General features: G+C 62.2%; 25 protein-coding genes and 1 pseudogene. 3 read left to right on the forward strand and 23 right to left on the reverse strand.

The genetic code is table 11. The features are described from left to right. The first annotated feature begins 86 nt into the window (after window positions 1-86). Both RBB39_RS18785 and RBB39_RS18790 read left to right on the forward strand, forming a co-directional pair. The gene (locus tag RBB39_RS18785; protein ID WP_306169274.1) at window positions 87-650 is read left to right on the forward strand and encodes a hypothetical protein; all 564 of its coding nucleotides are present in this window, start codon (window positions 87-89) and stop codon (window positions 648-650) included. A gap of 35 nt (window positions 651-685) precedes the next feature. Beyond that, complete coding sequence (locus RBB39_RS18790) at window positions 686-2,644, forward strand: ATP-binding protein (protein ID WP_306169275.1); 1,959 nt, start codon at window positions 686-688, stop codon at window positions 2,642-2,644. A 112-nt stretch (window positions 2,645-2,756) separates the two neighbouring features. Here the strand turns inward: RBB39_RS18790 and RBB39_RS18795 are convergent, their stop codons facing one another. Continuing rightward, window positions 2,757-3,812: a DNA cytosine methyltransferase gene (locus tag RBB39_RS18795; RefSeq protein ID WP_306169276.1), complete on the reverse strand. Its 1,056-nt coding sequence runs from the start codon at window positions 3,810-3,812 to the stop codon at window positions 2,757-2,759. A gap of 183 nt (window positions 3,813-3,995) precedes the next feature. On the opposite strand from RBB39_RS18795, the gene RBB39_RS18800 reads away from it, so the two are divergent. Next, window positions 3,996-4,343: a hypothetical protein gene (locus tag RBB39_RS18800; RefSeq protein WP_306169277.1), complete on the forward strand. Its 348-nt coding sequence runs from the start codon at window positions 3,996-3,998 to the stop codon at window positions 4,341-4,343. A 1-nt stretch (window position 4,344) separates the two neighbouring features. On the opposite strand, the gene RBB39_RS18805 is transcribed toward RBB39_RS18800, so the two are convergent. The 22 genes and pseudogenes from RBB39_RS18805 to gpM all read right to left on the reverse strand — a co-directional run. After that, entirely contained in the window at window positions 4,345-5,373 is a 1,029-nt protein-coding gene (locus RBB39_RS18805; protein WP_306169278.1) for a phage late control D family protein, read from the reverse strand. Continuing rightward, entirely contained in the window at window positions 5,370-5,819 is a 450-nt protein-coding gene (locus tag RBB39_RS18810) for a phage tail protein (protein WP_306169279.1), read from the reverse strand. Before RBB39_RS18810 ends, RBB39_RS18805 begins: the two co-directional genes overlap by 4 nt. A gap of 33 nt (window positions 5,820-5,852) precedes the next feature. Continuing rightward, window positions 5,853-8,594, reverse strand: a complete 2,742-nt coding sequence (locus tag RBB39_RS18815; protein WP_306169280.1) for a phage tail tape measure protein — start codon at window positions 8,592-8,594, stop codon at window positions 5,853-5,855. A 51-nt stretch (window positions 8,595-8,645) separates the two neighbouring features. Continuing rightward, window positions 8,646-8,765 carry a GpE family phage tail protein gene (locus RBB39_RS18820; protein WP_306169281.1) on the reverse strand — a complete coding sequence of 40 codons (120 nt, stop codon included), beginning with the start codon at window positions 8,763-8,765 and terminating at the stop codon, window positions 8,646-8,648. 26 nt (window positions 8,766-8,791) lie between these two features. Continuing rightward, window positions 8,792-9,112 (reverse strand): phage tail assembly protein, encoded by a 321-nt coding sequence (locus RBB39_RS18825; RefSeq protein ID WP_045992863.1) that lies wholly within the window; start codon window positions 9,110-9,112, stop codon window positions 8,792-8,794. A 59-nt stretch (window positions 9,113-9,171) separates the two neighbouring features. Next, window positions 9,172-9,681, reverse strand: coding sequence for a phage major tail tube protein (locus tag RBB39_RS18830; protein WP_108449103.1), 510 nt, complete (start codon window positions 9,679-9,681; stop codon window positions 9,172-9,174). A gap of 38 nt (window positions 9,682-9,719) precedes the next feature. Further along, window positions 9,720-10,775: pseudogene (locus RBB39_RS18835) on the reverse strand (phage tail sheath protein); the annotation flags it as partial. 635 nt (window positions 10,776-11,410) lie between these two features. Further along, window positions 11,411-11,944 carry a hypothetical protein gene (locus tag RBB39_RS18840; protein ID WP_306169282.1) on the reverse strand — a complete coding sequence of 178 codons (534 nt, stop codon included), beginning with the start codon at window positions 11,942-11,944 and terminating at the stop codon, window positions 11,411-11,413. A gap of 119 nt (window positions 11,945-12,063) precedes the next feature. After that, window positions 12,064-13,314, reverse strand: coding sequence for a phage tail protein (locus tag RBB39_RS18845; RefSeq protein WP_306169283.1), 1,251 nt, complete (start codon window positions 13,312-13,314; stop codon window positions 12,064-12,066). A 24-nt stretch (window positions 13,315-13,338) separates the two neighbouring features. Next, complete coding sequence (locus RBB39_RS18850) at window positions 13,339-13,971, reverse strand: phage tail protein I (RefSeq protein ID WP_306169284.1); 633 nt, start codon at window positions 13,969-13,971, stop codon at window positions 13,339-13,341. Beyond that, window positions 13,964-14,872 (reverse strand): baseplate assembly protein, encoded by a 909-nt coding sequence (locus RBB39_RS18855; RefSeq protein ID WP_306169285.1) that lies wholly within the window; start codon window positions 14,870-14,872, stop codon window positions 13,964-13,966. Before RBB39_RS18855 ends, RBB39_RS18850 begins: the two co-directional genes overlap by 8 nt. Continuing rightward, the gene (locus tag RBB39_RS18860) at window positions 14,869-15,201 is read right to left on the reverse strand and encodes a GPW/gp25 family protein (RefSeq protein WP_306169286.1); all 333 of its coding nucleotides are present in this window, start codon (window positions 15,199-15,201) and stop codon (window positions 14,869-14,871) included. The genes RBB39_RS18855 and RBB39_RS18860 overlap by 4 nt, the downstream gene beginning before the upstream one ends. After that, the gene (locus RBB39_RS18865) at window positions 15,198-15,752 is read right to left on the reverse strand and encodes a phage baseplate assembly protein V (protein ID WP_306169287.1); all 555 of its coding nucleotides are present in this window, start codon (window positions 15,750-15,752) and stop codon (window positions 15,198-15,200) included. The genes RBB39_RS18860 and RBB39_RS18865 overlap by 4 nt, the downstream gene beginning before the upstream one ends. A gap of 86 nt (window positions 15,753-15,838) precedes the next feature. Continuing rightward, a complete protein-coding gene (locus RBB39_RS18870; protein ID WP_306169288.1) occupies window positions 15,839-16,297 on the reverse strand; it encodes a phage virion morphogenesis protein in 459 nt (152 codons plus the stop codon). A gap of 11 nt (window positions 16,298-16,308) precedes the next feature. After that, entirely contained in the window at window positions 16,309-16,791 is a 483-nt protein-coding gene (locus tag RBB39_RS18875; protein ID WP_306169289.1) for a phage tail protein, read from the reverse strand. Window positions 16,792-16,908: 117 nt separating this feature from the next. After that, window positions 16,909-17,280 (reverse strand): hypothetical protein, encoded by a 372-nt coding sequence (locus tag RBB39_RS18880; protein WP_306169290.1) that lies wholly within the window; start codon window positions 17,278-17,280, stop codon window positions 16,909-16,911. Further along, window positions 17,277-17,843 carry an N-acetylmuramoyl-L-alanine amidase gene (locus RBB39_RS18885; RefSeq protein ID WP_306169291.1) on the reverse strand — a complete coding sequence of 189 codons (567 nt, stop codon included), beginning with the start codon at window positions 17,841-17,843 and terminating at the stop codon, window positions 17,277-17,279. The genes RBB39_RS18880 and RBB39_RS18885 overlap by 4 nt, the downstream gene beginning before the upstream one ends. Then, the gene (locus RBB39_RS18890) at window positions 17,843-18,115 is read right to left on the reverse strand and encodes a phage holin family protein (RefSeq protein ID WP_045992855.1); all 273 of its coding nucleotides are present in this window, start codon (window positions 18,113-18,115) and stop codon (window positions 17,843-17,845) included. Before RBB39_RS18890 ends, RBB39_RS18885 begins: the two co-directional genes overlap by 1 nt. Further along, window positions 18,112-18,456, reverse strand: coding sequence for a putative holin (locus RBB39_RS18895; RefSeq protein WP_306169292.1), 345 nt, complete (start codon window positions 18,454-18,456; stop codon window positions 18,112-18,114). The genes RBB39_RS18890 and RBB39_RS18895 overlap by 4 nt, the downstream gene beginning before the upstream one ends. A 16-nt stretch (window positions 18,457-18,472) precedes the next feature. Continuing rightward, on the reverse strand, window positions 18,473-18,685 hold the full coding sequence (locus RBB39_RS18900; protein ID WP_306169293.1) for a tail protein X: 213 nt from the start codon (window positions 18,683-18,685) through the stop codon (window positions 18,473-18,475). Continuing rightward, a complete protein-coding gene (locus RBB39_RS18905) occupies window positions 18,685-19,155 on the reverse strand; it encodes a head completion/stabilization protein (RefSeq protein WP_306169294.1) in 471 nt (156 codons plus the stop codon). Before RBB39_RS18905 ends, RBB39_RS18900 begins: the two co-directional genes overlap by 1 nt. Before the next feature lie 116 nt (window positions 19,156-19,271). After that, on the reverse strand, window positions 19,272-19,927 hold a 656-nt coding region (gene gpM / locus RBB39_RS18910; RefSeq protein WP_306169295.1), incomplete at its 5' end, for a phage terminase small subunit.

The following is a 19,927-nucleotide window of genomic DNA, read 5'->3' on the forward strand; positions in this document are numbered from 1 at the left end:
AATGCATTAATGCCATGAAGGCGGCGAGAAGATCGCCTTGTGAAGCAGAGACAATAAAAACGGCAAACAACGCAAGGGAACCAACGATGAAGCAGTTGCTTACGGCTCTAGCACTTATGGGGCTTTCCACGGCCTCATTTGCTGAGGCTCTTGAACAGTATGACTCTGTCACCGAGATGATCCACGCACGTGGTGACTTCGACGAGAGCAACCACTCCTTCGAAATGCTTTCAGATGACCCGGTAGCTTTCCGGCTATCCAAGCCCTCCTTTGCCAGTGACTCTGATGAGGTCGTCTATTATGAGAACTGGCGTGCCGCCATCTACGGCGTTTACAACACCTTCGCACACACTTCCCTCAACTCTGTCACAGTGACAGCAGAACCCCTCCAGTATGAGAGCTTCCAGAACATGGAAAACTTCAAGTTTCTGGAAGACAAGGCGGTCACCCTTTCCCTGACCCGCGAGGAAGCGTTAGAGGCTCTGCAGTCTTTGATCGATGTTGATAGCTTCGATGACATCAAGACGAAAACCAGCTACGGATACAGCTGGTCGCCTGAATTTGAGAACGTCTACTACGAAGATCGGGATCCGGGGATTGATAGCTTCACCAGCAGTATGCTGGGATTTTGTACTGGTTTTTGTCGCTAATATATTTTTTTATCATGATTTGAGAGTTCTGTATGATGAGTGATGATAATAGGCTGAAGTTGAAGGTTGATCTTAATATTCTAAAGCATTTGGGGATTAATTTGTATAGCAGTGTGCCTGCAGTGCTCACAGAGGTGGTCGCTAACGCGTGGGATGCAGATGCTGTGAATGTCTCGATAGATATAAAGAATAACTTGGAGAGTATCGAGATATTAGATGATGGCTTTGGAATGTCATGGATGGATCTTAAGGATAAGTATCTCATCGTTGGGCATCAGAAAAGAAAAGATTCAGACACCACTCCTAGTGGACGATTGGTGATGGGGCGAAAAGGAGTTGGTAAACTTGCTCCTTTTGCAATTGCAAAAAATATTGAGATTCACACAACCAAGGGTGAAGAAAAGACGGCTATAAGCTTGAGATATTCTGATATTGAGCAGGCTGCGGAGAAGGGGGAGGAATATATTCCAGAAGCACTGGATGATCGTCTTTGTCCAGAAAATCATGGTACCCGAATTGTCCTTCGAGAGCTTAATAGAAAAAGAATATTTGTAGAAAACCTTGCCCAACGTTTAGCGCGAAGATTTTCTGTTATAGGGTCGGGTGATTTTAAGGTTTCAATAAATAAAGCTGATGGTAACCTGAGAGAAGTTGGCTTTCGTGACCGCGGTGACCTCGAGAAGCTGCAATATATATGGTCAATCGGAGAGTGGAATAAACCCGATTGGTTGGAGCCTCAGCGTGAGGATGTTTTGCCATCTCGACTTGACCATTGGTGTGAAGATTGGCATGTAAAGGGGTGGATAGGTACTGCTCGGAAACCTAAAGACCTGAGCTCATCTGCGGGAAATCTCAATGGGATTGTGGTTCTTTCGCGAGGCCGGTTATTCCAAGAAAATATACTTTCTGAAGTAAATGATGGTCGTCATTATATGAAGTATATAGTTGGTTGGATTGAGGCCGACTTCCTGGATCTTACCGATTATGACGACATTGCGACTAGTGATAGGCAGAGAGTCCAGGAAGATGATGAGCGTTATAGGGCTATTAGCGCCTTTTTGGATATGGCACTTAGAAAGATTGTGAAGGATTGGGGGCGATGGCGTGTCGAGGACCAAGGGGAAGCTCTCTTGGTCCAGAACCCAGTGCTTGATGAGTGGGTTGGTAGCATGCCTGATGGAGCGAAGAAGCATGCTAGAACTATGATCGGGAAGATTGCGGACCTTGATATAGAAGATAAAAGTGGAGAAAACACGCTGCTTCGTCATGCTATTATGGGGTTCGAGAGATTTCGGTTAGCGGAGAAAGCCTCCGACTTTGTTGAGGCGCTTTCTGTGAGGTCCGTAGATTTGATTCCTTATCTTCATGATGTAGATGATATTGAAGCCTCATTGTATAGCGATATCGTTAAAGGGCGGTTGAAGGTGATTGAAGCCTTTCAAGGAAAGATCGATGGTGATGAATTGGAGGGGGTTCTTCAGTCATATATCTTTGATCACCTATGGCTGCTTGACCCTTCATGGGAGCGTGCTCAGGGTAGTGAAATTATTGAAAAACCCGTGAATGATGAATTTGAGAAGATGAAGGCAGGTCTTTCCCAAGAAGAGCAGTTGGGGAGGATGGATATTAAATATAGAAAGTCAAGTGGAGAGCATGTAATCATTGAGTTGAAGAGGGCTGGTCGCTCCGTTGGTGTTCAGGAACTTGTTAATCAAGCTAGAAAGTATGTCAGGACTCTGAAAAAATGCTTGAAAGATCGGGGAAGAGAGCACGAAAGCTATCAAACTATATTTGTCGTTGGAAAACCGCTTAAAGATGAGGTGGACCCCGATGGAATGGAGTATATTAGAGATAGCCTGAAGACTGTTAATGGTATCTGTCTGACATATAAACAATTAGTTGATTCTGCATACCATGGCTATTCTGAATATATTGAGGCCAGAAGCAAGAAAATGGGGAAGATTGATCGAGTGGTGAAGAGTCTGGAGTCTTAGCTCTTGCTTACTGTAGGAATTATTCCTGAATAAAGAGAAGCGCCCATTATACTGCCTGTATGAGGGCGCTTAAAAAATAGTTGTTTACGGAAGCCGGGCGATATGATGGGAGCTAGGTATTTGTTTTCTCTCTTGATAGCATTCGGATATGCTCTTGAAAACTAAGTCCAATCACTTCCCCTAACCGTACTGGTACAGCATTACCGATCATCCTTCCTACTGTCTTGAAGTGGACTGGTTTTTCAGGTTCCACGAACAGATAATCTCTGGGAAATGACTGCAGCATTGCTGCTTCACGTAGTGTGATGGCTCGGTCTTGCTCTGGATGACCGAAGCGCCCATTTCCATATCCGTAGCAAAGGGTTGTCATCGTAGGGCTTGGGTCATCCCACGTCATTCGGCCATAGACACTTGGATAGGTTTTTCCGCTGGTGCGCCGGTGGCATTCTGTGACGAGCTCTTTGGGCCATTCCCTCCAGCTCCCACCTGGCTTGGATTCGCGAATACGTCTCAGGTTGAGCTCATTCAGCCCCGCAGCCTTGTGCATCGGATCGCCAGGGGCGCATTTACCTGCTGCGACTTTGGGGAGATTTTCGATAGCATCTCGCACTGTTACTGGCTTGTCTCGATGAGTTGGTGGAATCAGCGCGATTGGTCCCAGCTTTGATGCGAGGAGTACGTGACGACGGCGTTGCTGAGGAAGGCCGTAATCTTTGCAGGTGACTGTCACGTCAGGTGAAACAAAGTAGCCTTCTGACTTAAGTGTTTTAACGAAGTCGTGATAGATCTGGTGCTTGGTGACATCGGGCACGTTCTCCATCGTTACAAGCTCAGGCTGGACTTCCTTGATCAGGCGCGCAAAGGCTCCCATCAGGGGCCACTTGGCATCGTTGGTGGTGTCTTTGCCTTGGTTGTAGATGGAAAATGGCTGACAGGGGGCACATCCTGCCAACAGACGCACTGCGCCGGGTGACTGGTACCAGCTCTGGACCTCTGTCCCAGAGACCTTGGATACGTCTTTATCAACGAAAGTGGCTTCATTGTTGTGTTCGTAGGCAAATCGGCACGAGGCCTCGATGTCGTAGCCAGCGCGCACTTGGATCTGTGCCTTGCGCAGGCCTGCGGTCAGGCCCCCGGCTCCGCAGAAGAGATCAACGGCTTCGATCATGTTTGCAGGTCTCCATTCTCGCTGGGCATTCTATACGTTTTTTCGCAAGACATCGAGGACTGATTGTTTGCTGTTTTTATATACAGTATGTTCGTTTCTGGCGGATGAAGCAATGCATGCGAGGGCCACCGCTAAGCACAGAACAACCGTTACGAAAACGGGAGGCGTAGGGAAGCGATGCGAGTGAATTACGTAGGGCCGCTGATCCAAGGGATGAAACACCCGGTACTGAAGGGGTACGACCTGTCGCGCTTCGGATCGACCTGCTATCTGGTCGAGGTCAGTGAGGAAGCGGGAGTTGATGGCCCGCTGATTGAGGGAGATCTGCTGGTTGTTGATGAGAAAGCCATTGCGCAGCATGGCGACATGGTGATTCTGGAGCGGCGAGGAGGGCATGTGTTGTACAACACCCATCGTATGGGGGGACGGCTGCGCTTGATCCCGCCGTTCGGCCCAGAACGGAGCTTCTTTGGCAAGCCGGAAGATATCTGTGGAGTGGTCGTCAGTCAGGCCCGCCGCTACGCCTTCTGATTCAGCCCTTCCGAAGCACTTCCATCGACAGCGCCACCGTGTAGGCGCTGTCGTTGAGGTCGTGCCGTACCTCGGTGATCAGCCAGGCGGTCTCTTCTATTTCTCGTTTCCAGCCAATCAGCTGTACCGGGCTCTCCGGGTAGAGGTCGGGGCGGCCTTCGGCCAGGTCAAGCGTGAACTCGGCGCCGCCGCGCTCGAGCCGCTGCATCTCGCTCTGGGCGGCGGCGAGGGCGTCGTCTTCGCTGGCGTAGGTGGGTCGCAGGCGCTTCAGGTTGTCGGTGTCGCCGGCGATGACTTCCTTTCGCTCGGCGTGGGCGGTGTCGTTCCAGTAGGCCAGCACGCCGGTGAAGGCGTCCCGGTCGGTGACCACGTAGCGGTGGCGGTCGCCAACCTGGCGGTACAGGTCGATGGGAGGAATCTCTGTGCCGCTGGCGGTGGTGGCCTGGCCGGCGGGGATGAACAGCAGGTTGCCGGCTTTCACGGTGGCGATGGCGTCGTAGCGTTCGGCGAGGCGGGTAAGGAAGTGCAGGTCGCTTTCCTCGGTCTGGTCGATGTGACCGACGCGGATCCCGCCGAGGACCTTACTGATCTTCGGCTCCAGGTCGTGTCGCTTGGCGATGGTAGTGATGATGTCGCGTAGCACCAGGTTATCCCAGCTCTGGGTGCGTTTGCCCGGCAGGCCCTGGCGCATGTCGGCGGAGCGGGCGCGGATGGTCATCAGGTCCGGGGCGCCGCTGTGCTCTACCTCGTCGACGATGTAGGTGCCCCGGTCGATCAGCGGCTCGCCTTTCCAGCCCATGGCCAGGTGCAGCTCCGCGCCACGCGGCGGCAGGGCGAGGCGCCCGTCGTGGTCGTTGAGGGTGATATCGAGCTGATCGGCCTCGAGCCCGCGGCGATCGGTGAGCGACAAGCGCTGAAGGCGGGCGTCCAGCTCCGGGCTGATCACCAGGCCCAGGAGCGTCAGACGGTAGTCAGGTGTCCGTGCCGGGCGCCCGGGCTGTAGCAGCGAAGAGCCGAGCAGTTGGATCATGCCAGGACCCCGTTGAGTCCGGTCACCAGCGCTCGGGAGAGTGCGTTGCTGGCAAGTTGGTCAGTTGCGTCTTCGTCGATACGTTGTAAGGTCAATTCGAAGTCGATCTTCTGGGCGGCGCCATCGCGGAAAAACGCGCTCTTCCGCTCGTTGAGGCTCTCGATCACGAACAGGCCGTAGACACTGCCACTACCTTCGATCAGCGGCCAGGCGCCGCCGGCATTGGCCATCTGGCGTAGCTGGTCGAGGTTCTGCTGGCCACCTGTGAACTCGGGTAGCAGGGTGCCGGTGAGGGTGATGGTGTCACCGTCTGGCCCCAGAAACTGCCTTGAGGGACGGCGTCCCACCCGTCCCTGAGGCGCATGGCGCCAGGCTGTCTGGCGTTGCAGCTCCTGGTAGGCGGCGGTGGATAGGCCGAAGACGAAGAGACCGTAGGCCATCATCATGCTGGTGTTCCTCCCTGGTGGGCTGACTGGGCGTCAGTCGATGTCGTGGAAGGCGGAGCGCTGGCGGGCGCCGGCGTCGCGGCTGGCCTCGTCCAGGGCGCGGCGGACTTCGCTTGCCACGTAGCGGGCCAGGGCTTGCTCGTCCATGCCAGGTGCCGGCTGCAGGTTGATATTGATGCCTCCCTGGATGATCACGCCGTTGCCAGCGCTGGTAGCTGACAGCGGAGGCCGGGTGTCGATCGGGATATCGGCGGTGGCCACGGTTGGCAGGGTGGCCGCACCCAGGGCCAGGCCGGCGCCGGCCTGACGCAGTCGCTGGCTGAAGGCGGTGACCTGAGACAACGGCGCCTGCTCGCTGCCCTGGATACCCTGGGCGAGCCCCGCCATCACATCGCCGCCGATGCTCTTGAACACTCGTGATGGTGAGTGGGTGTCGAGTTCATAGCGGGCGCGGTGCTCGGTGCCCCTGGCGGCGTCGCTGACGGCCTCCCAGGCGGATACGGCGCCGTTCTTGATGCCTTCCCCGAGTCCTCGGGCAACATCCATCCCAGCGTCTCGCATGCGCCCCGGTAGGCTCTTCAAGTAGTCCATGGCGGCGGTCCATTTCTCCTCGAGCAGACCTTTCAGGTCCCAGTCGCTGAGCATGGTGGCCACCGCCTCAATGGCGTTGCCGGGGGCGTCCTGAAACCACTGCCACAGTTCGGCGCCGCTGGCCCTGATGGCGTCCCAGTGCTGGAGGATCAGGCCAGGCAGTGTCCAGTTGGTGAAGCCGGCGATGATCAGGTCACGTGCGGAGGCAGCCGTCGCTTTCAGCCACTCCCAGAAGTCGCCGGCGGTGGCCTTGATGCCTTCCCAAAGTGCGGCGAACTTGGGGCCAAGGGTGTCCCAGTTCTGCCAGATCAGCAGCGCGCCTGCGGCAATCAAGCCGATGGTGGCCAGGATCGGGTTGGCCATGGCGGCGGCACCGAGCATGCGCAGGGCGCCGATCAGGGTGGGAATGGCGCGGGCCGCAAGGGCGCCCAGCACACGGGTGAAGGCGCCGCCTTTCAGTCCCAGCATCTGCAGGCCGTAGCGGGTCAGTACCATGGGGCCGAGCAGGGCGCCCAGGGCAAGGGTCAGGGCACCACCCACGGCGACCAGGCCGGCGACAGCGGCAGCTGCGGTGGCGAGCTGAGCGGTCAGCTCGGGGTTGGCCTTCATCCAGTCGCCCACGGCCCGGGTGATACTGGTGACGTTCTGGATCAGATCTCGCAGGGGCCCCTCGTTGGTGTCGGTGAGGGTGATACCGACCTCTTCCCAGGCGCTATTAAGGCCCTTCAAGTCACCCTGAATGTTGTCAGCCATAACCTTGGCGACACGGGCATTCTCACCGGCAGCCTGGTCCAGGGTGGCCACGAATGCCTCGATGCCGGCGGCGCCTTGCTGGTTGATCAGCTCCGCCATGCCGGCGGCGGGTTCCTCGCCGAAGATGTCCTTGAGGTAGGCCAGCCGGTCAGCGCTGCCGAGTGTCTCTGTCGCCTTGGCCACGTCGGCGAGGATCTCGGGCACGTTGCGCAGATTTCCCTCTACGTCCTTGGCGTTGATGCCGAGTGTCGCTAAGGCGTCGGAGGCTGCTCCGGTGGGGGCCGACAGGCGCAGCATCATGGCGCGAAGCGTGGTGCCGGCCTGGCTGCCCTGGATGCCGACGTTGCCGAGCAGGCCGGCCATGGCGGCAGACTCTTCCAGCGACAGCCCCATCTCCCGCGCCACCGGCGCCACGTATTTCATCGACTCGCCCAGCATCTCCAGGTCGACGTTGGCCCGGGTGGTGGTGGCGGTGATGACATCTGCCAGGCGCGTCATCTCGGCGGGATCAAGCCCGAAGCCGGATAACAGGTTGGAACTGATATCTGCGGTGCGCCCAAGGTCCGCGCCCTGGGCCTTGGCGAGATCCAGCATCGAGGGCATGGCGGCGATGATGGCGTCAGGATCGAAGCCCGCCATGCCAAGAAAGCCCTGGGCCTCGGCGGCCTGGGTGGCGCTGAAGGAGGTCGATGAACCGAGCATGCGAGCCTGGTCCTGGAGCGCCTGAAAGCGCGGGTCGTCCTTGTCCAGGCGCGTCAGGGCCTGGACGCGGGACATGGCGGCGCCGTAGTCGACACCAGGTGCCAACAGTCGGGCGCCACCGTAGAGTGAAGCGCCGCCAGTGGCCAGGCCGCCGGCACCGGTGCCCATCAGGCGTCCGGCCCGGCCCATGCCCCGGTGGAACTGACGGGCCGCGTCGGCGGCCTGGCGTTGCTTGCGGGCGACCTCGCCCAGTTCCTGCTGTTGTCGCTGGAGTTGCTCGTTGGCGTCGCGAATCTTGCGGCTCAGTGCCTGCTGCTGGTCGCCCAGCTTGCCGGTCACGCCGTCGACGCGGGTCATGTGGGTGCGCAGGTACTGAAGCTGCTGTTGCTCTGCCTGATATTGCTCCTTGAGGCGCTGGGCCTGGCGGATGGCCTGGGCACGGCGGCGGGTGAGGTCGCCGGTGGCACCATCGGCCTGCTCGAGCTGGCGGGTCAGCTCCTGGACTTCACGCTGCTGGTCGGTGAGGGCGCGGGCGCTGTCTTCGCTCTGGCGCTTGAGGTCACGAAAGCCGCGCAGCTCGCGTTGGGCGCGTTCCAACGTCTTGAGCTGATCGCGGCTGGCCTTGAGGGCCTCTGCGGTGGCGCCGCTGCCCTGGGTGATCTTCTTCAGCGGGCCGGTGGCCCGATCCACTGCGTCGAGGATGACTTGCAGCTTGAGGTCTCGGGCCATCGGTGTTCCTTGCAGTGTGGCGGTGCGGGTGGGTCAGGTGTTGGGGCTGGCTCAACCTTTCCCTGGCTCGACGCGGCGGCGGGCCTGTTCGCGCCAGGACATGAGCTCTGCCAGGCTCATGGTGTCCATCTCCGGCGGGCCCCAGTGGAACACCATGGCGAGGTCCGCCATGGCGTCGTCCACACGTTCGGGGATGGCTAGGCGCTCGCCTCGCGCGTCTTCCTCGGCACCAAAAAACCGGCCACGGTGCCCCCGAGCTGGACCAGGTCGGCGGGATCGAGGTCACGCACCTCGGCCTCGGTCAGCGCCGGCTCGGTGATGCGGGGCAGCACGGTGGTCAGGGCGGCGACCTGCATCTGCAGCAGGTCGGTGAGCGAGACGCCGCGCAGGGCGCCGGACTTGGGCTTGCGCACTTGGATCTCGGTGACGGTGGTCTTGCCGCGCGTGATCGGGGTGTCGAGCTCGACGGTCTCGGTGATCGGCTTGGGCAGCTCGGCGACGTTGGTGGTGTCGGTCATGGTGGGTCCTGTGGGTCTGAGTCAGGTGAATGCCAGCGCCGCCCGGGGGCGGCGCTGGGTTACAGGTTGAGGTTGGCGCGGCGCTGGGCGAGGCGGTCCTCGCCGCGCACGGTGAAGACGTAGCCCGGCACGTCGCGCTCGATGACGGTCTCGCCATCAATGACGAGCTTGTAGTAGGTGAGGGTGGTGGTGATCTCCCAGTCGGACTTGTCGCCTTTCTGGGCCTCGCCCATGGCGATGGTCTTGTGGCGGCCCCGGGCGACGATCTCGACCGGCACGGTTTCGCCGGTCTCGTCGCTTTCGTAGCTGCCGGTGAAGCGCAGCAGGGCGGCGTCATGCACCGGGGAGCCGAAGCTGTCGAACAGGCCATCGACGACCAGGCCACCGGTGGTCCAGGTCATCGTCATGAGTTCCTGGCCCATGTCGACCTCGACCGGGCCATCCATCCCGCCGCCCTCGTACTCGATCATGCGGCGGGCGAGCTCGGGGATGGTGACGGTGGGCACTTGGCCCTGCCAGTTGTGGCCGTCGCCGAACAGGTTGTAGTCCTTGAGGATCTTGGGAAGCATGGGGTTCTCCTAACTGGGCATTTCGCTGAGCCCGGCGATCAGGCGGCGGCGACGCGGTCGGCGAAGTCGATCAGGTAGCGGTCGGTGATGCGCTGCTGGAACATCAGGTTCTCCAGCGGCGGCACCGGGGTGTAGTCGTAGTCGATGTAAAGCTTGCCGGCCTTGAGCACCTCGGGGGTGTTGATCTCCGGGTCGAACCAGGCGACGCCGTCGATCAGGTAGCCCAGGCGCTTCCACTCGCGGAACTTGGCGTTGATGCCCTCGATGATGTCCTTCACCAGGCTTGGGTGCATCGGCAGGTCCACCGCCCAGAGATGGGCCTCGGCGATGGTGTCGGCGATGATCTGGGCGGTACGGGTGTAGTTCTCGAAGGCGAACAGCGGATCCACCGAGCAGGTGCGCGAGCCCCAGAAGCGGTAGCCGCCGCGATTGATCAGGGTGGTGACCTCGTGGCTGTTCAGATAGCCGGCGTCGGTGGCCGGGTCCTGCAGGTCCCAGAACACATCGCGGCTGATGCCGGTGACACCAGTGACCGGGATGTTCGAGAGCGTCTTGTGCCAGCCGAATTCGTTGTCGAGGCGCGCGCGCATGCCCAGCGCCCGGGCCACGGCGGGGTGGTTGCGGGTGCTCTGGGTAGCGGTGTCCCAGCCGGTGAAGTCTGGCCAGATCACCATCACCTCGCGGGCACCGAAGTTCTCCCGGTACATGGCCGCCTCTTCCTTGGTGGTGCAGCCGAAGGCGGAGGCGTAGACGAAGGCACGTAGTTTCTGGGCGACACCGATCAGCTCGCTGACGACGTCGGCGTCGTCCAGCTCCGGTACGCCAAGCACGCGGGGCTTGACACCAAAGCGTTGTTCGGCGGCGAGCAGGGCCTGCAGGCCGAGCTTCTTACCGCTGGCGTCCACTCCGCCGATGACGTTGCTCTTGGTCTCGGCGGCATCACTGCCTTCTGCCACCCGCACGACCACCACCAGGGTCTTGGCCTGGCCCGCGATGGCGGCCAGGGAGCGGGCGAGGGTGCCTTCGGCGCCGGCCTTGCCCTGGGCCGCGAGGATGTCGGTGATCAGCACCGGAGTGTTGAGCGGGAAGGGCTCATCCTGGCCGCCGGTCAGGCTGGTGAAGGGCGTGGCGGATACGATGCCCGCGCCACTGGAGCCCTCGGCCTCGGCGGCGGTGACCAGGGCGCTGGCGGTGGCCTCGCCGTTGACTGCGGTAACGATCTCGCTAGCGGTGCTGACCAGGTCGCCCTCGGTGTCGGTGGCGAGGCTGACGGTGATGTCGCTACCGGAGACGCTGACGGCCAGGGTGGCGGAGGCGGTGCCCGGGTCGAGGTAGCGCACACGGATGGCGTTGCCGTCGGTACCGGCACCGGCGGCGGTGTAGGTGATGCCGGTATTGGCAGCGGCAAAGTTGACGGTGGTGCTGGCGGCGACGCCGGGGGCGGCATCCGGCGCGGTGGCCACCAGGCCGATCACCGCTGTTGCAACGGTGCGAATCGGTCGGGTGCCCTCGTTGATCTCGACGACACGAATGCCGTGATGGTAGTCCTGGGCCATGGGTGAGGCTCCTGCGCAGGGAATATCGGGTCGATGCATGACGTGGTGTCATGCTGCGCGGGAGGGTGGAGGGGGCTCAACGAGCGGGCGTTGTGACAGGGGGAGGTCACAACGCCCGGTAGGGTTACAGTGGCAGGGCGCCCGTGGCAGAAGCGATAGCGATCGGGATATTGCTACCAGTCGATGGCTTCCAAGGCGTCGCGGTCCTCGGCTTCCAGGGCAGCCTTTACCTCCTCCTCGAGTCGTTGGCGTTTGCCGGTGGCCATGCCGCTGGCCTGAGTAAACGCATCCGCCTTGGCCAGGATTCGCCCCACCAACTCGGCCTTGTCCAGGGGTCGTTCGACCAGCATGGCGTCGATGTAGGGTGTGGCCACGCTGTTGTCTGCCTGCCATTGGCGAGCCTCTCGCTCCTGCTTGTCGAAGGTCAGCGTCTCGGCCTGGGGGTAGTCGTCGAGAATCTGACCCATCTCAGCCTGGTAGCCCGAGTTGATGCGGGAGAGGGCTTGGGTGGCGAGCTGCTCTATTGGCGCAGGTGGTGCTTTGTCCAGCGCTTCGGCCGGCGGCTCTACGCCCAGTTCGTTGATCTCGTGGTGAGTTCCATCCGCCAGCCAGTATTCGTGGCCGCGCCAGTCCGGTACGACCTGCCAGGAACCGTCGATAACCTTCGCCGCCTCGTGTGCCCCTACCGAAGGTGGGGCTTCAGTCATCGCACTACCTGGCACCTTCGGTTGCCCACTCATTGGATCAATAGGGCAGTCACGGCCGGCTGGATCGATGGCAGTTCCGTCGACGGGGTGGATATCCCAAATACGCATTGGTGGGCTCCTTATATCTTGGTCAGGTAGACGACGGCGTTGTTGCGTGGCCGGGTTTCCTGGGGGCTTCCGGTATAGCCAGTCCAAGCAGTTTCACCAACGTCAGGACTTGTGTTAAACGATGTTGTTTGCTGCCAGTAAGGATCCGCAACTCCCCAAATACCACTGCTCTCTGATAGCTCGCCTTGTCCTGTTGGCAGGGTATGCCGGTGGCTACCGAGAGCGTCGGTTTGATGTGCTGCCAGGTTTCGACTTGTGTCCACGCCACGACCATGGTCCCAGCCTCTTTTAAACTCGCCACGGTCGTCTGGAAGGTTAAATGTGGTAGTTCCATTTCCGGAACCATGGGTAGTGCCAAAGGCACTGAATATACGCCGATAGTGGTTTCGGCTAATTGCCGCACCATCGTTCTCGATATAACCCTCCGGGAGCGTCGTCGATCGCCATTCGATGACGCTACCTGGGCGCACACCATGCCATTCCATCCAAATATGTGGCCGGTTTGCGCTTTTGGTTGGATCGACACCCTGAACAGTGCCGGCTTGGTCACGGTCGTAGAACTCATAGAACGTGCCATCGCTACCGCGTGCGATCTCGCCGGTTGTATAGGTACGAGAAGCGTCATAGTTGGCAAACTGATCATCCGCTCGGGAGTTAGCGATAGCCGCCTTGACGCCCGCTGCATCTGGGAATTTGTCATCAGCCCCTGCCTTGGCCTCGGCTATCGTCGCCTTTTCCACGAAACCCAGGGCGGTCGTTGTCGCCGCCGGGTGATTCCGGCTTTGCTCATGGTCCAGTCGCTGCTGATCCACATACTCCCGCGTCGCCAGCACCACACTGGGGTCGACTTTCAGTGTCACCGCTGCGGTGTCGCTGACTTCCATCACCACGCGGATGGTCTGGGTGCGGCTGGAGCCCTCGGCCAGCACCGGCTTGTAGGTCTCCGGCAGGTTGCCGATGGCGATCAGGTCGCCTGCGGCGTCGAACACCCCAACCTCGCGGATGGTCCAGCCGCCGACGTCGGGCGGCAGCACCTGCTCGATGACGATCCAGGTGGGGTTGTCGTCATCGGTCTGCACGGCGTTGATCGGAGCGCGGCGGACTTCATTGACCAGGGCGGTGGCGCTCGAATCCGGGGTAACCGGGTTGCCGCCACCGTCGCCCACGGCCATCTGGGTGATCTCGATCTGGGTGCCGAGGGCCACGGCGTTGGCGATCTTTGCCTGACCGGTATCGGTGAGCAGGGTGTAGAACTGGGGCATGGGTCGGGCTCCTGATGTTCGGCCTTAGAGAGGAAAGACGGTGGCGCTGTCGATGGTGTGGACGGCGGCGCCGACGAAGAAGGGGCTGGTGGTTTCGATGTCGCCGGGGGCGAAGGGATAGACCTCGGTCACGTCGCCGTCGTAGATGGCCGCACCGACGTGGGTGAGGCCACGGCTCTCGCCGGCGATATCCAGCCCGATGACGTGACGCGTCAGCGGCTTGGCGTCGTCGATCAGACGCTCGAGCTCCTGGTACATGCCATCGGTGATGCCGGTGTCGAGCACGCCAATACGTAGGGCGAAGGTGCCGGGGATTCCCTCGGGGCTGGTCTCCCACCACTCCACGACCTCGAGCAGGTAGCCCAGCGGTTCGACGACACGGCGAAGGGCCGAGATGGTGCCCTTCTTGCGGTGGACGTAGAACGCCTGGGCGATGACGCCGCGCTTGGTGGCCACCGTCCAGGTTGGGTCCCAGCGGTCGACGCTGAAGGCCCAGGCCAGGTAGGGCAGCAGGTGGGCGGGGCAGGTCTCGGGACGCCACAGGTCGCGCAGCGGTACCGGTACGCGCTGGATCTCGGCCAGCGCCTCGGCTGCGGCACGCTCCAGGGCGGTGCCGTTGGCGGGCAGCAGGTGGCGGATACGCTCGGCGCTACTCATCGCTGCCCCCGATGATCACGCTGGTCCCGGTGCAGTGGGCGGCCTCGGTGACGTCGAGCACCACGTCAGTTGCCGGGGCGGTCAGCTCCACCCGCTGCACGCCTTCAACGTGAAGTGCCGCATGTAGCGCGGAGCGGCGGATGTCGCGGCCAAGGCGACGCTGTTCACCGATATAGCTGGCCAGGGCAGCCTCGGCGGCGGCCAGGATGGGCTCCTGCTCGGGGCCGGGATAGACGTAGAGGGTGGCGTCGACGTTGTAGTCGACGATGGTGGCGGATTGCACCGTGAGGCGATCACCCACCGGGCGGATGTCCTCGGCGGAGAGAGCCGCGTCGACCAGGTCGATCAGTTCCTGACTGGCGATGCCATTACCTTCGGACGACAGCAGAGTGACGATGGCCACCGCCGGGCTCGGGCTGGTGGCCCTGGCATCCATCACCCGGCCATCGGCGGACAGAGCATGGAACTCGTAGGCGCCACGGGGCCCGGCGACGCTGAGCCCTTCATAGGCCCGCTGGGCGCGCAGGCGCAGTTGATCGTCGCTTTCCAGTACGGCGGCAACCGGTGGCGTGGCGTTCGGATCACCAGGGCTGACCACCAGGCGCTCCACCTCGAAGTTGGCGGCAATCTGGTCGAGATCAGCGTCTCTTGCGTAGGCAAGCATCACCGCCTTGGCCGCTTCATTGACCCGCTGTCGCCAGATCATCTCGCGGTAGGCGTTTTCCTCGAGCAACTTGGTCAGAGGCTCACTCTCGAGTGCCAGGGTGGCCTCTACCTCGGCGCGGCGCTCGTCACCGACCAGCGCGAGCAGGGCGGCGGTGCGCTCGGCCAGGATGGCCTCGAAGTCCAGCGACTCGACGACCTGGGGAGCGGGTAGCTGGGACAGATCGATGGTGCTCATGCCAGCGGCACCTCCAGATTCACGGGCTCGCCTTCACGGGTCTGGGCCTCAAGGTCGAGCACGACCCGCCCGGGGCTGGTGGTACTGACGTTGGTGCGTACAGCTGTGACGCGCAGGCGCGGTTCCCAGCGCATCAGCGCCATCACCGTGGCGGCGTAGACCTGGAGCAGGGTGGCATCGGTCAGCGGGCGATCGATCATCTCGGGCAGCAGTGAGCCGTAGTCGCGCCGCATGACCCTGGAGCCCAGCGGGGTGGTCAGGATATCGGTGACGCTCTGGCGCAGATGGTCGAGATAGTCGAGCCGGCGCCCGGTGGCGGCGTCCATCATGTCGGCACTCCCGTGTTGCTGGGCCCAGACTCCACGCCACCATGGCGATGGCTGTCGCCGATGTCCTTGCCGTTGTGGGTCACGCCGTCCCCCGCGATGGTCACGCGTCCGTTGAGCGTTACGTTGGCGTTGATGGTCACGCCACCGGGGGCGGTGATGGTGGCACTGCCGGGCAGGTCAGCGTTCAGGTGGCTGTTGGCGTGGTCGTACTCCAGCACGGCGCCGTCCGGCATCTCGCGCCGCCACAGGCCGGCGTTGTCTGACGGCGCTGCGTGCTGTTGCGAGAAGACGCCGGTCAGCACCACGCCGGCGGACGGATCACCGCCGGGGGAAAACAGCACCACCTGCTCGCCGGTGGTGGGCGGGTCCCAGTCTCGGGTGGTGCCGGCGCGGCTTTCGATCCAGGGCAGCCAGGCGGTGAGCAGCTCGCCGCTCTTCACCCGGACACGGGCACGGGAATGATCCACCTCGGCGATGGTGCCGAAGCGGATCAGGTTGTGGATCAGGCGCAGCAGCTCGGCGGCACCATGGAGAGGGCGAGAGGGTGTCATGCGGGCATCGTTGCGCGCTGTGGTGGTGACTGCCATACCGGGGCGTTGTGAGCCGGACGAGTCACAACCTCGCTATGACCAAGCGGTCAGTGAGCACCGGTCAGATGGCGCAGCACGGTGTCCTGGATCAGCTCCCGATCGGCGTCGCTGAAGCCGATCAGGCGCCGCTGGGTGTAGGTCACGCGGGGGCCGTCGCGGTCCACGTTGGCGCGAAGCCCGTCCTGGTGGACTCGAGCGATACGGACCACGCGGCCGACAAAGCCCACCTCTGCGGTGTCACCCTGGGCGCGGGCCTTGAGGTACTTGGCGGTGCGGATCTTGGCGAACATGGGGCGACGACGGATGGCACCCTTCTGGGCGCGTCGCTGTGGCTTGCGCGGTGCGTAGGGGGAGCCGTCGGGATTCTGCTGGGCCTTGATGCGCTCGCGCTGGGAGCGCCTCAGCGCCTGGGCCACTCGGCGTGCCAGGGCGCGGCGCTCCTTCGAGCTGAGGTTGTCGAGCAGTGGAGTGACCCAGTCTTCCAGCGCCTGGAGGTCGTTGGTCATGCCGTTCGCCCTCAGTCCGATGACCACTCGGCGGCCAGCTGGTAGTCCTGGTCGCTTGGTCCCTTGATGTTCATCTGCCAGGCGTCTGTCGGGCAGGGATCAATCGGGTATTCGGGCATGCGGTGCTCGACGTTGATATGACCCGCGTCGCAGTCCACCAGGGCCACTACCCGCTCGGTGAGCTGGACGGTCAAGGCCAGATCCCAGCGCTTGTTGTCGAGAATCTCGGCCTCGATGGTGACGGCCTCGTCAGGGTCGAGGTCCGGCTGGTAGCGGGACAACCACTGGAGCAGGGGAATCATGACCGTATCGAGGGTGCCGCTGTAGTCGGTGATGACGAGCTGGGCGGGGACCCGGTACTCGTGGCTTAGGTGCTGGCCACGGTGAAAGGCGACCCTGCCATCCTGGATAAAGGTCAGCAGCTTATCGGGATTGTGCTTGAGCTCAGCGACGGCACCGAGCAGGTGGTCGCGTAGCGATATCAGTTTCTCCACTCTGGCCTCCCATTGGTTTCACTCAACACATCAATCAGGCCGTTATGACGGGTGGCACAGCCGTGGTACTGATTGGCCCAGTCGCGCAGCGTTAACGCCACATCCCGGGCGGTGCCGTCAGTCAGCGGTGGCAGTGTCGTTGGGCATGGCGTCAGCAACGTCTGCTGCAGCGGGGGCGCGCCCGGCGGCGGCGGCGTTGAGCAGCCGGACAAGGCGAGGCTCAAGGCAAACGCGCTGATAGATGGGCTTCTCGATTTCACGGATGATCCCTCGATCGATGATTCGCTCGTTGGCCTTGAGTTCGGCCAGCCTGGCCTCGACGGCACTGGCGATCTCGGACTCGCGCGCCATGGCGGCGGCGATGGACTGTTCGATGACGCGCTGGGCAGTGAGGCGCTGGCTGTCTTCAAACCAACCCCGGGCCAGCCAGCCGCTGGTGGCGGTGGTGGCCAGCATCAGGACAGCTGCGAGCAGACGGATCCGGGTCATGCCGAATATTCCAGGGCAGGAGCGCAGATCTCATTGATCAGAACGTCACCCACTGCCTCGACACAGCGACGGCGGTTGGCGATGTACTTGGCCAGGTCGCGCTTGTTGCTCAGGAAGAACAGCTCGACGATGACGCCACCCCCCTGACTGATGAAGGCCAGCCTGCTGTGCTGCCCGCTGGCTTCACCCTTGGCGCCGCGGTTGGCGATGCCCAGGGCATCAGCGATGGCGTGGCAGAGGGCATTGCCCAGCGGGTAGTGGTGGCCGGCACTGAGCGTCTCGACGCCGGTGGCGGCCTGGCTTGCGGCGGCATTGCAGTGAAATTCGACGGCCAGGTCGTGTGCCTTGGCGGCGCCTACCGCATCGCGAAGCGGCAGGTTCTTACCATCGGTGCCGTCCTTGTCGACAATGACTCGCTCGCCGAGGTATTCGGCCAGTAGGTCGCGGAACTCGAGGACGATGTTGGCCTCGGTATGACCATTGCCTACTGCGCCAGGGTCGCTGTCGCTATGGCCGGCGGAGATGAATAGGCTCTTTTCCTGTAGGGCGGCGAACTGGCGCATCAGGACCTCCACGGAACACGAAACAGATGAGCGAGGTTGCCGCCAGTCATCAGCAGATGGGTGGCAGCGAGTGGTAGCAGGCACACAAGCCAGGCGCTGCCCGGCGATCCGGTGGCCAGAATTCGGGCGATGACGACGGTGCAGCCGGCGATGCAGGCCCAAGCGGCGACGCCGACGCCAGGGCGATAGCGGCGGCCACGCCGGCGATAGGTCAATAGGCGCAGGATGATCAACAAGGCGGCGATCAGCGTGATGATCCCGGTGATGGTCATTTCCTCCCTCCCAGCCAGGCTTTGAGATCAAGGGTCTTGACTCCCTCGATAGCTCGCAGTCCGGCAGTCACTGTGACGGCGGCGGCGATGAAGGCTGAGACAGCGCTGTGCTCAAGCATGTCGCCGAGCAAGGCCGGCCCGCTCAGGTAGCCGATGGCGAAAGAGATCAACAGATAGACGAAGCGCTCGAACAGCCCTAGCTCCTTGGCGCTGATCACGAATAGCGTGGCGCCACAGAAGGCACCGATGACGGCATTGGCGTCGACGCCGGGTAACCAGCCGATCAGGGCGGCAAGTCCTGTAGCGGTGGCGACGGCGGTGGCAGTGCTTGGTTCGGCCATGGGTTCCTCGTGATGGTCAGCGCCAGAGTTGCAGGGTGTCGGCGTGAAGGGGGGCGGTCTGTCGTTCATCGGGCAGGGTGACCAGCAGGCCCTGGGGCAGCAGGGGGCCGAGATCCGCCAGACTAGGGTTGAGCTCCAGGGCCTGCTCGGTAACGCTGCCGGTGCGTCCGAATACGCGATAGCACAGGCCGTCCAGCGTCTCGTCCTGTTGGGTGCGGACCTTGGGCATCAGATCAGCTCCACCGTGGTATGCGCCTTGCCGAGGATCTCGCTGACCGCCCAGCGCGCATCGCGGCGGTAGTCGTCGGCGGCCAGGTCCTTGCCCTCGCCGCGCTCGTCGCCATCTCCGGTGGCGCTGTGGTCGCGGTAGCGCTCCATCAGTGAGGCCGTGGCGGTGGCGTAGACCGCCCGGCGGTAGAGCAGGGCGTAGCTGTTCGGTGGCATCCAGTCGGGTGCTTCGACGTCATCAATGGTGGTGCTGCCACTGGCCTGGCGATCCTGCTGCCAGTTCGCCAACTGGCGATTGATGTCGGCCATAGCCACGCGCAGCGCCATGCCCACCCGGGCATCGGTGATGCTGCCGTCGACCCGCTCGGCCGCGCGGTAGTCCTGGGGTTCGAGCGCTGGCCAGAAGCCGTTGTTCTCGATGGACTTCGCCGGTGCTTCGTTGGTCGGGGCGTTGTAGGCAATCAGTGACATGGCGAGTGTTCTCAAATGCCGTCGAAGAAGGGGGTGGGCCGGGCTGCGAGCGGGTCTGCTTTCGGCCTGCTCTCACTCGGCGCCCCCTGACGTCGGCGTGCGACTCGGTAGCGGCGTCAGGCCCCGTTCTGGGGGGCGCCCTGACCGCCTGCGTTCTGTTGCTTGGTGTTTTCTTGCTGAATCTGGCGCTCAATGCGTTCGAGGTCCTTCTTCACCCCGACCTTGTCGTTCAGTGCCAGGCCGCGCTCCAGGCTGGACTGAGCCTCGACCAGCTGGCCGGCGGCGCGCTGGGTGTAGCCCAGTGCCTTGAACAGCTTGGCGCGTACCTGGTCGTGCATGTCTGCCTGGCGGGTCAGGATCTCGACGTCGATCAGCTGCTTGAGCAGGTTCAGGGTGTCGATGCCTTCCTCGTCGAGGCGCTTGAGAGCCTGGTCGGCGACTTCCTCGGCGATGATGGCGGCGGTGGAGCGCTCAAACTGATCGGGCGGATTGAGGTCGTGGGCCAGGGCGTAGCGGGCGATGGCCACGGCGCCGGCGATGTCTCCGGCGTCGATGCGCCACAGCATGACGCGCATCAGCACGTCGTCCTGGGCGCCCTGGCCTGCCTCGAGTACGCCGGTGACGTAGTCGGCGTACTTGGGCAGGATCTCGCGCTTGATCTCGGCCTTGCGCTCCATCGACTGGGTCGACTTGAGCCGGCGGTAGTCCTCGAACAGGGCGGCCTGCATCAGCTCGTAGGCGTCACCTTGCATCGGTGTCTCGCCGGCGGTCT

The sequence above is a fragment of the Halomonas sp. MMSF_3323 genome (genome assembly GCF_030733595.1).
Lineage (GTDB): Bacteria > Pseudomonadota > Gammaproteobacteria > Pseudomonadales > Halomonadaceae > Halomonas > Halomonas litopenaei.

Excerpts from the sequence above, each read along its gene's own strand:
- RBB39_RS18855 (WP_306169285.1), bottom strand. The coding sequence starts at position 14,872 with ATGAGCACCATCGATCTGTCCCAGCTACCCGCTCCCCAGGTCGTCGAG.
- RBB39_RS18820 (WP_306169281.1), bottom strand. The coding sequence starts at position 8,765 with ATGGCGGACCTCGCCATGGTGTTCCACTGGGGCCCGCCGGAGATGGAC.
- RBB39_RS18825 (WP_045992863.1), bottom strand. The coding sequence starts at position 9,112 with ATGACCGACACCACCAACGTCGCCGAGCTGCCCAAGCCGATCACCGAG.
- RBB39_RS18890 (WP_045992855.1), bottom strand. The coding sequence starts at position 18,115 with ATGACCATCACCGGGATCATCACGCTGATCGCCGCCTTGTTGATCATC.
- RBB39_RS18790 (WP_306169275.1), top strand. The coding sequence starts at position 686 with ATGAGTGATGATAATAGGCTGAAGTTGAAGGTTGATCTTAATATTCTA.
- RBB39_RS18805 (WP_306169278.1), bottom strand. The coding sequence starts at position 5,373 with ATGATCCAACTGCTCGGCTCTTCGCTGCTACAGCCCGGGCGCCCGGCA.
- RBB39_RS18830 (WP_108449103.1), bottom strand. The coding sequence starts at position 9,681 with ATGCTTCCCAAGATCCTCAAGGACTACAACCTGTTCGGCGACGGCCAC.
- RBB39_RS18840 (WP_306169282.1), bottom strand. The coding sequence starts at position 11,944 with ATGACTGAAGCCCCACCTTCGGTAGGGGCACACGAGGCGGCGAAGGTT.
- RBB39_RS18880 (WP_306169290.1), bottom strand. The coding sequence starts at position 17,280 with ATGACCCGGATCCGTCTGCTCGCAGCTGTCCTGATGCTGGCCACCACC.
- RBB39_RS18900 (WP_306169293.1), bottom strand. The coding sequence starts at position 18,685 with ATGCCCAAGGTCCGCACCCAACAGGACGAGACGCTGGACGGCCTGTGC.
- RBB39_RS18795 (WP_306169276.1), bottom strand. The coding sequence starts at position 3,812 with ATGATCGAAGCCGTTGATCTCTTCTGCGGAGCCGGGGGCCTGACCGCA.
- RBB39_RS18895 (WP_306169292.1), bottom strand. The coding sequence starts at position 18,456 with ATGGCCGAACCAAGCACTGCCACCGCCGTCGCCACCGCTACAGGACTT.
- RBB39_RS18905 (WP_306169294.1), bottom strand. The coding sequence starts at position 19,155 with ATGTCACTGATTGCCTACAACGCCCCGACCAACGAAGCACCGGCGAAG.
- RBB39_RS18815 (WP_306169280.1), bottom strand. The coding sequence starts at position 8,594 with ATGGCCCGAGACCTCAAGCTGCAAGTCATCCTCGACGCAGTGGATCGG.
- RBB39_RS18810 (WP_306169279.1), bottom strand. The coding sequence starts at position 5,819 with ATGATGATGGCCTACGGTCTCTTCGTCTTCGGCCTATCCACCGCCGCC.
- RBB39_RS18865 (WP_306169287.1), bottom strand. The coding sequence starts at position 15,752 with ATGACACCCTCTCGCCCTCTCCATGGTGCCGCCGAGCTGCTGCGCCTG.
- RBB39_RS18850 (WP_306169284.1), bottom strand. The coding sequence starts at position 13,971 with ATGAGTAGCGCCGAGCGTATCCGCCACCTGCTGCCCGCCAACGGCACC.
- RBB39_RS18860 (WP_306169286.1), bottom strand. The coding sequence starts at position 15,201 with ATGATGGACGCCGCCACCGGGCGCCGGCTCGACTATCTCGACCATCTG.
- RBB39_RS18785 (WP_306169274.1), top strand. The coding sequence starts at position 87 with ATGAAGCAGTTGCTTACGGCTCTAGCACTTATGGGGCTTTCCACGGCC.
- RBB39_RS18870 (WP_306169288.1), bottom strand. The coding sequence starts at position 16,297 with ATGACCAACGACCTCCAGGCGCTGGAAGACTGGGTCACTCCACTGCTC.
- RBB39_RS18845 (WP_306169283.1), bottom strand. The coding sequence starts at position 13,314 with ATGCCCCAGTTCTACACCCTGCTCACCGATACCGGTCAGGCAAAGATC.
- RBB39_RS18885 (WP_306169291.1), bottom strand. The coding sequence starts at position 17,843 with ATGCGCCAGTTCGCCGCCCTACAGGAAAAGAGCCTATTCATCTCCGCC.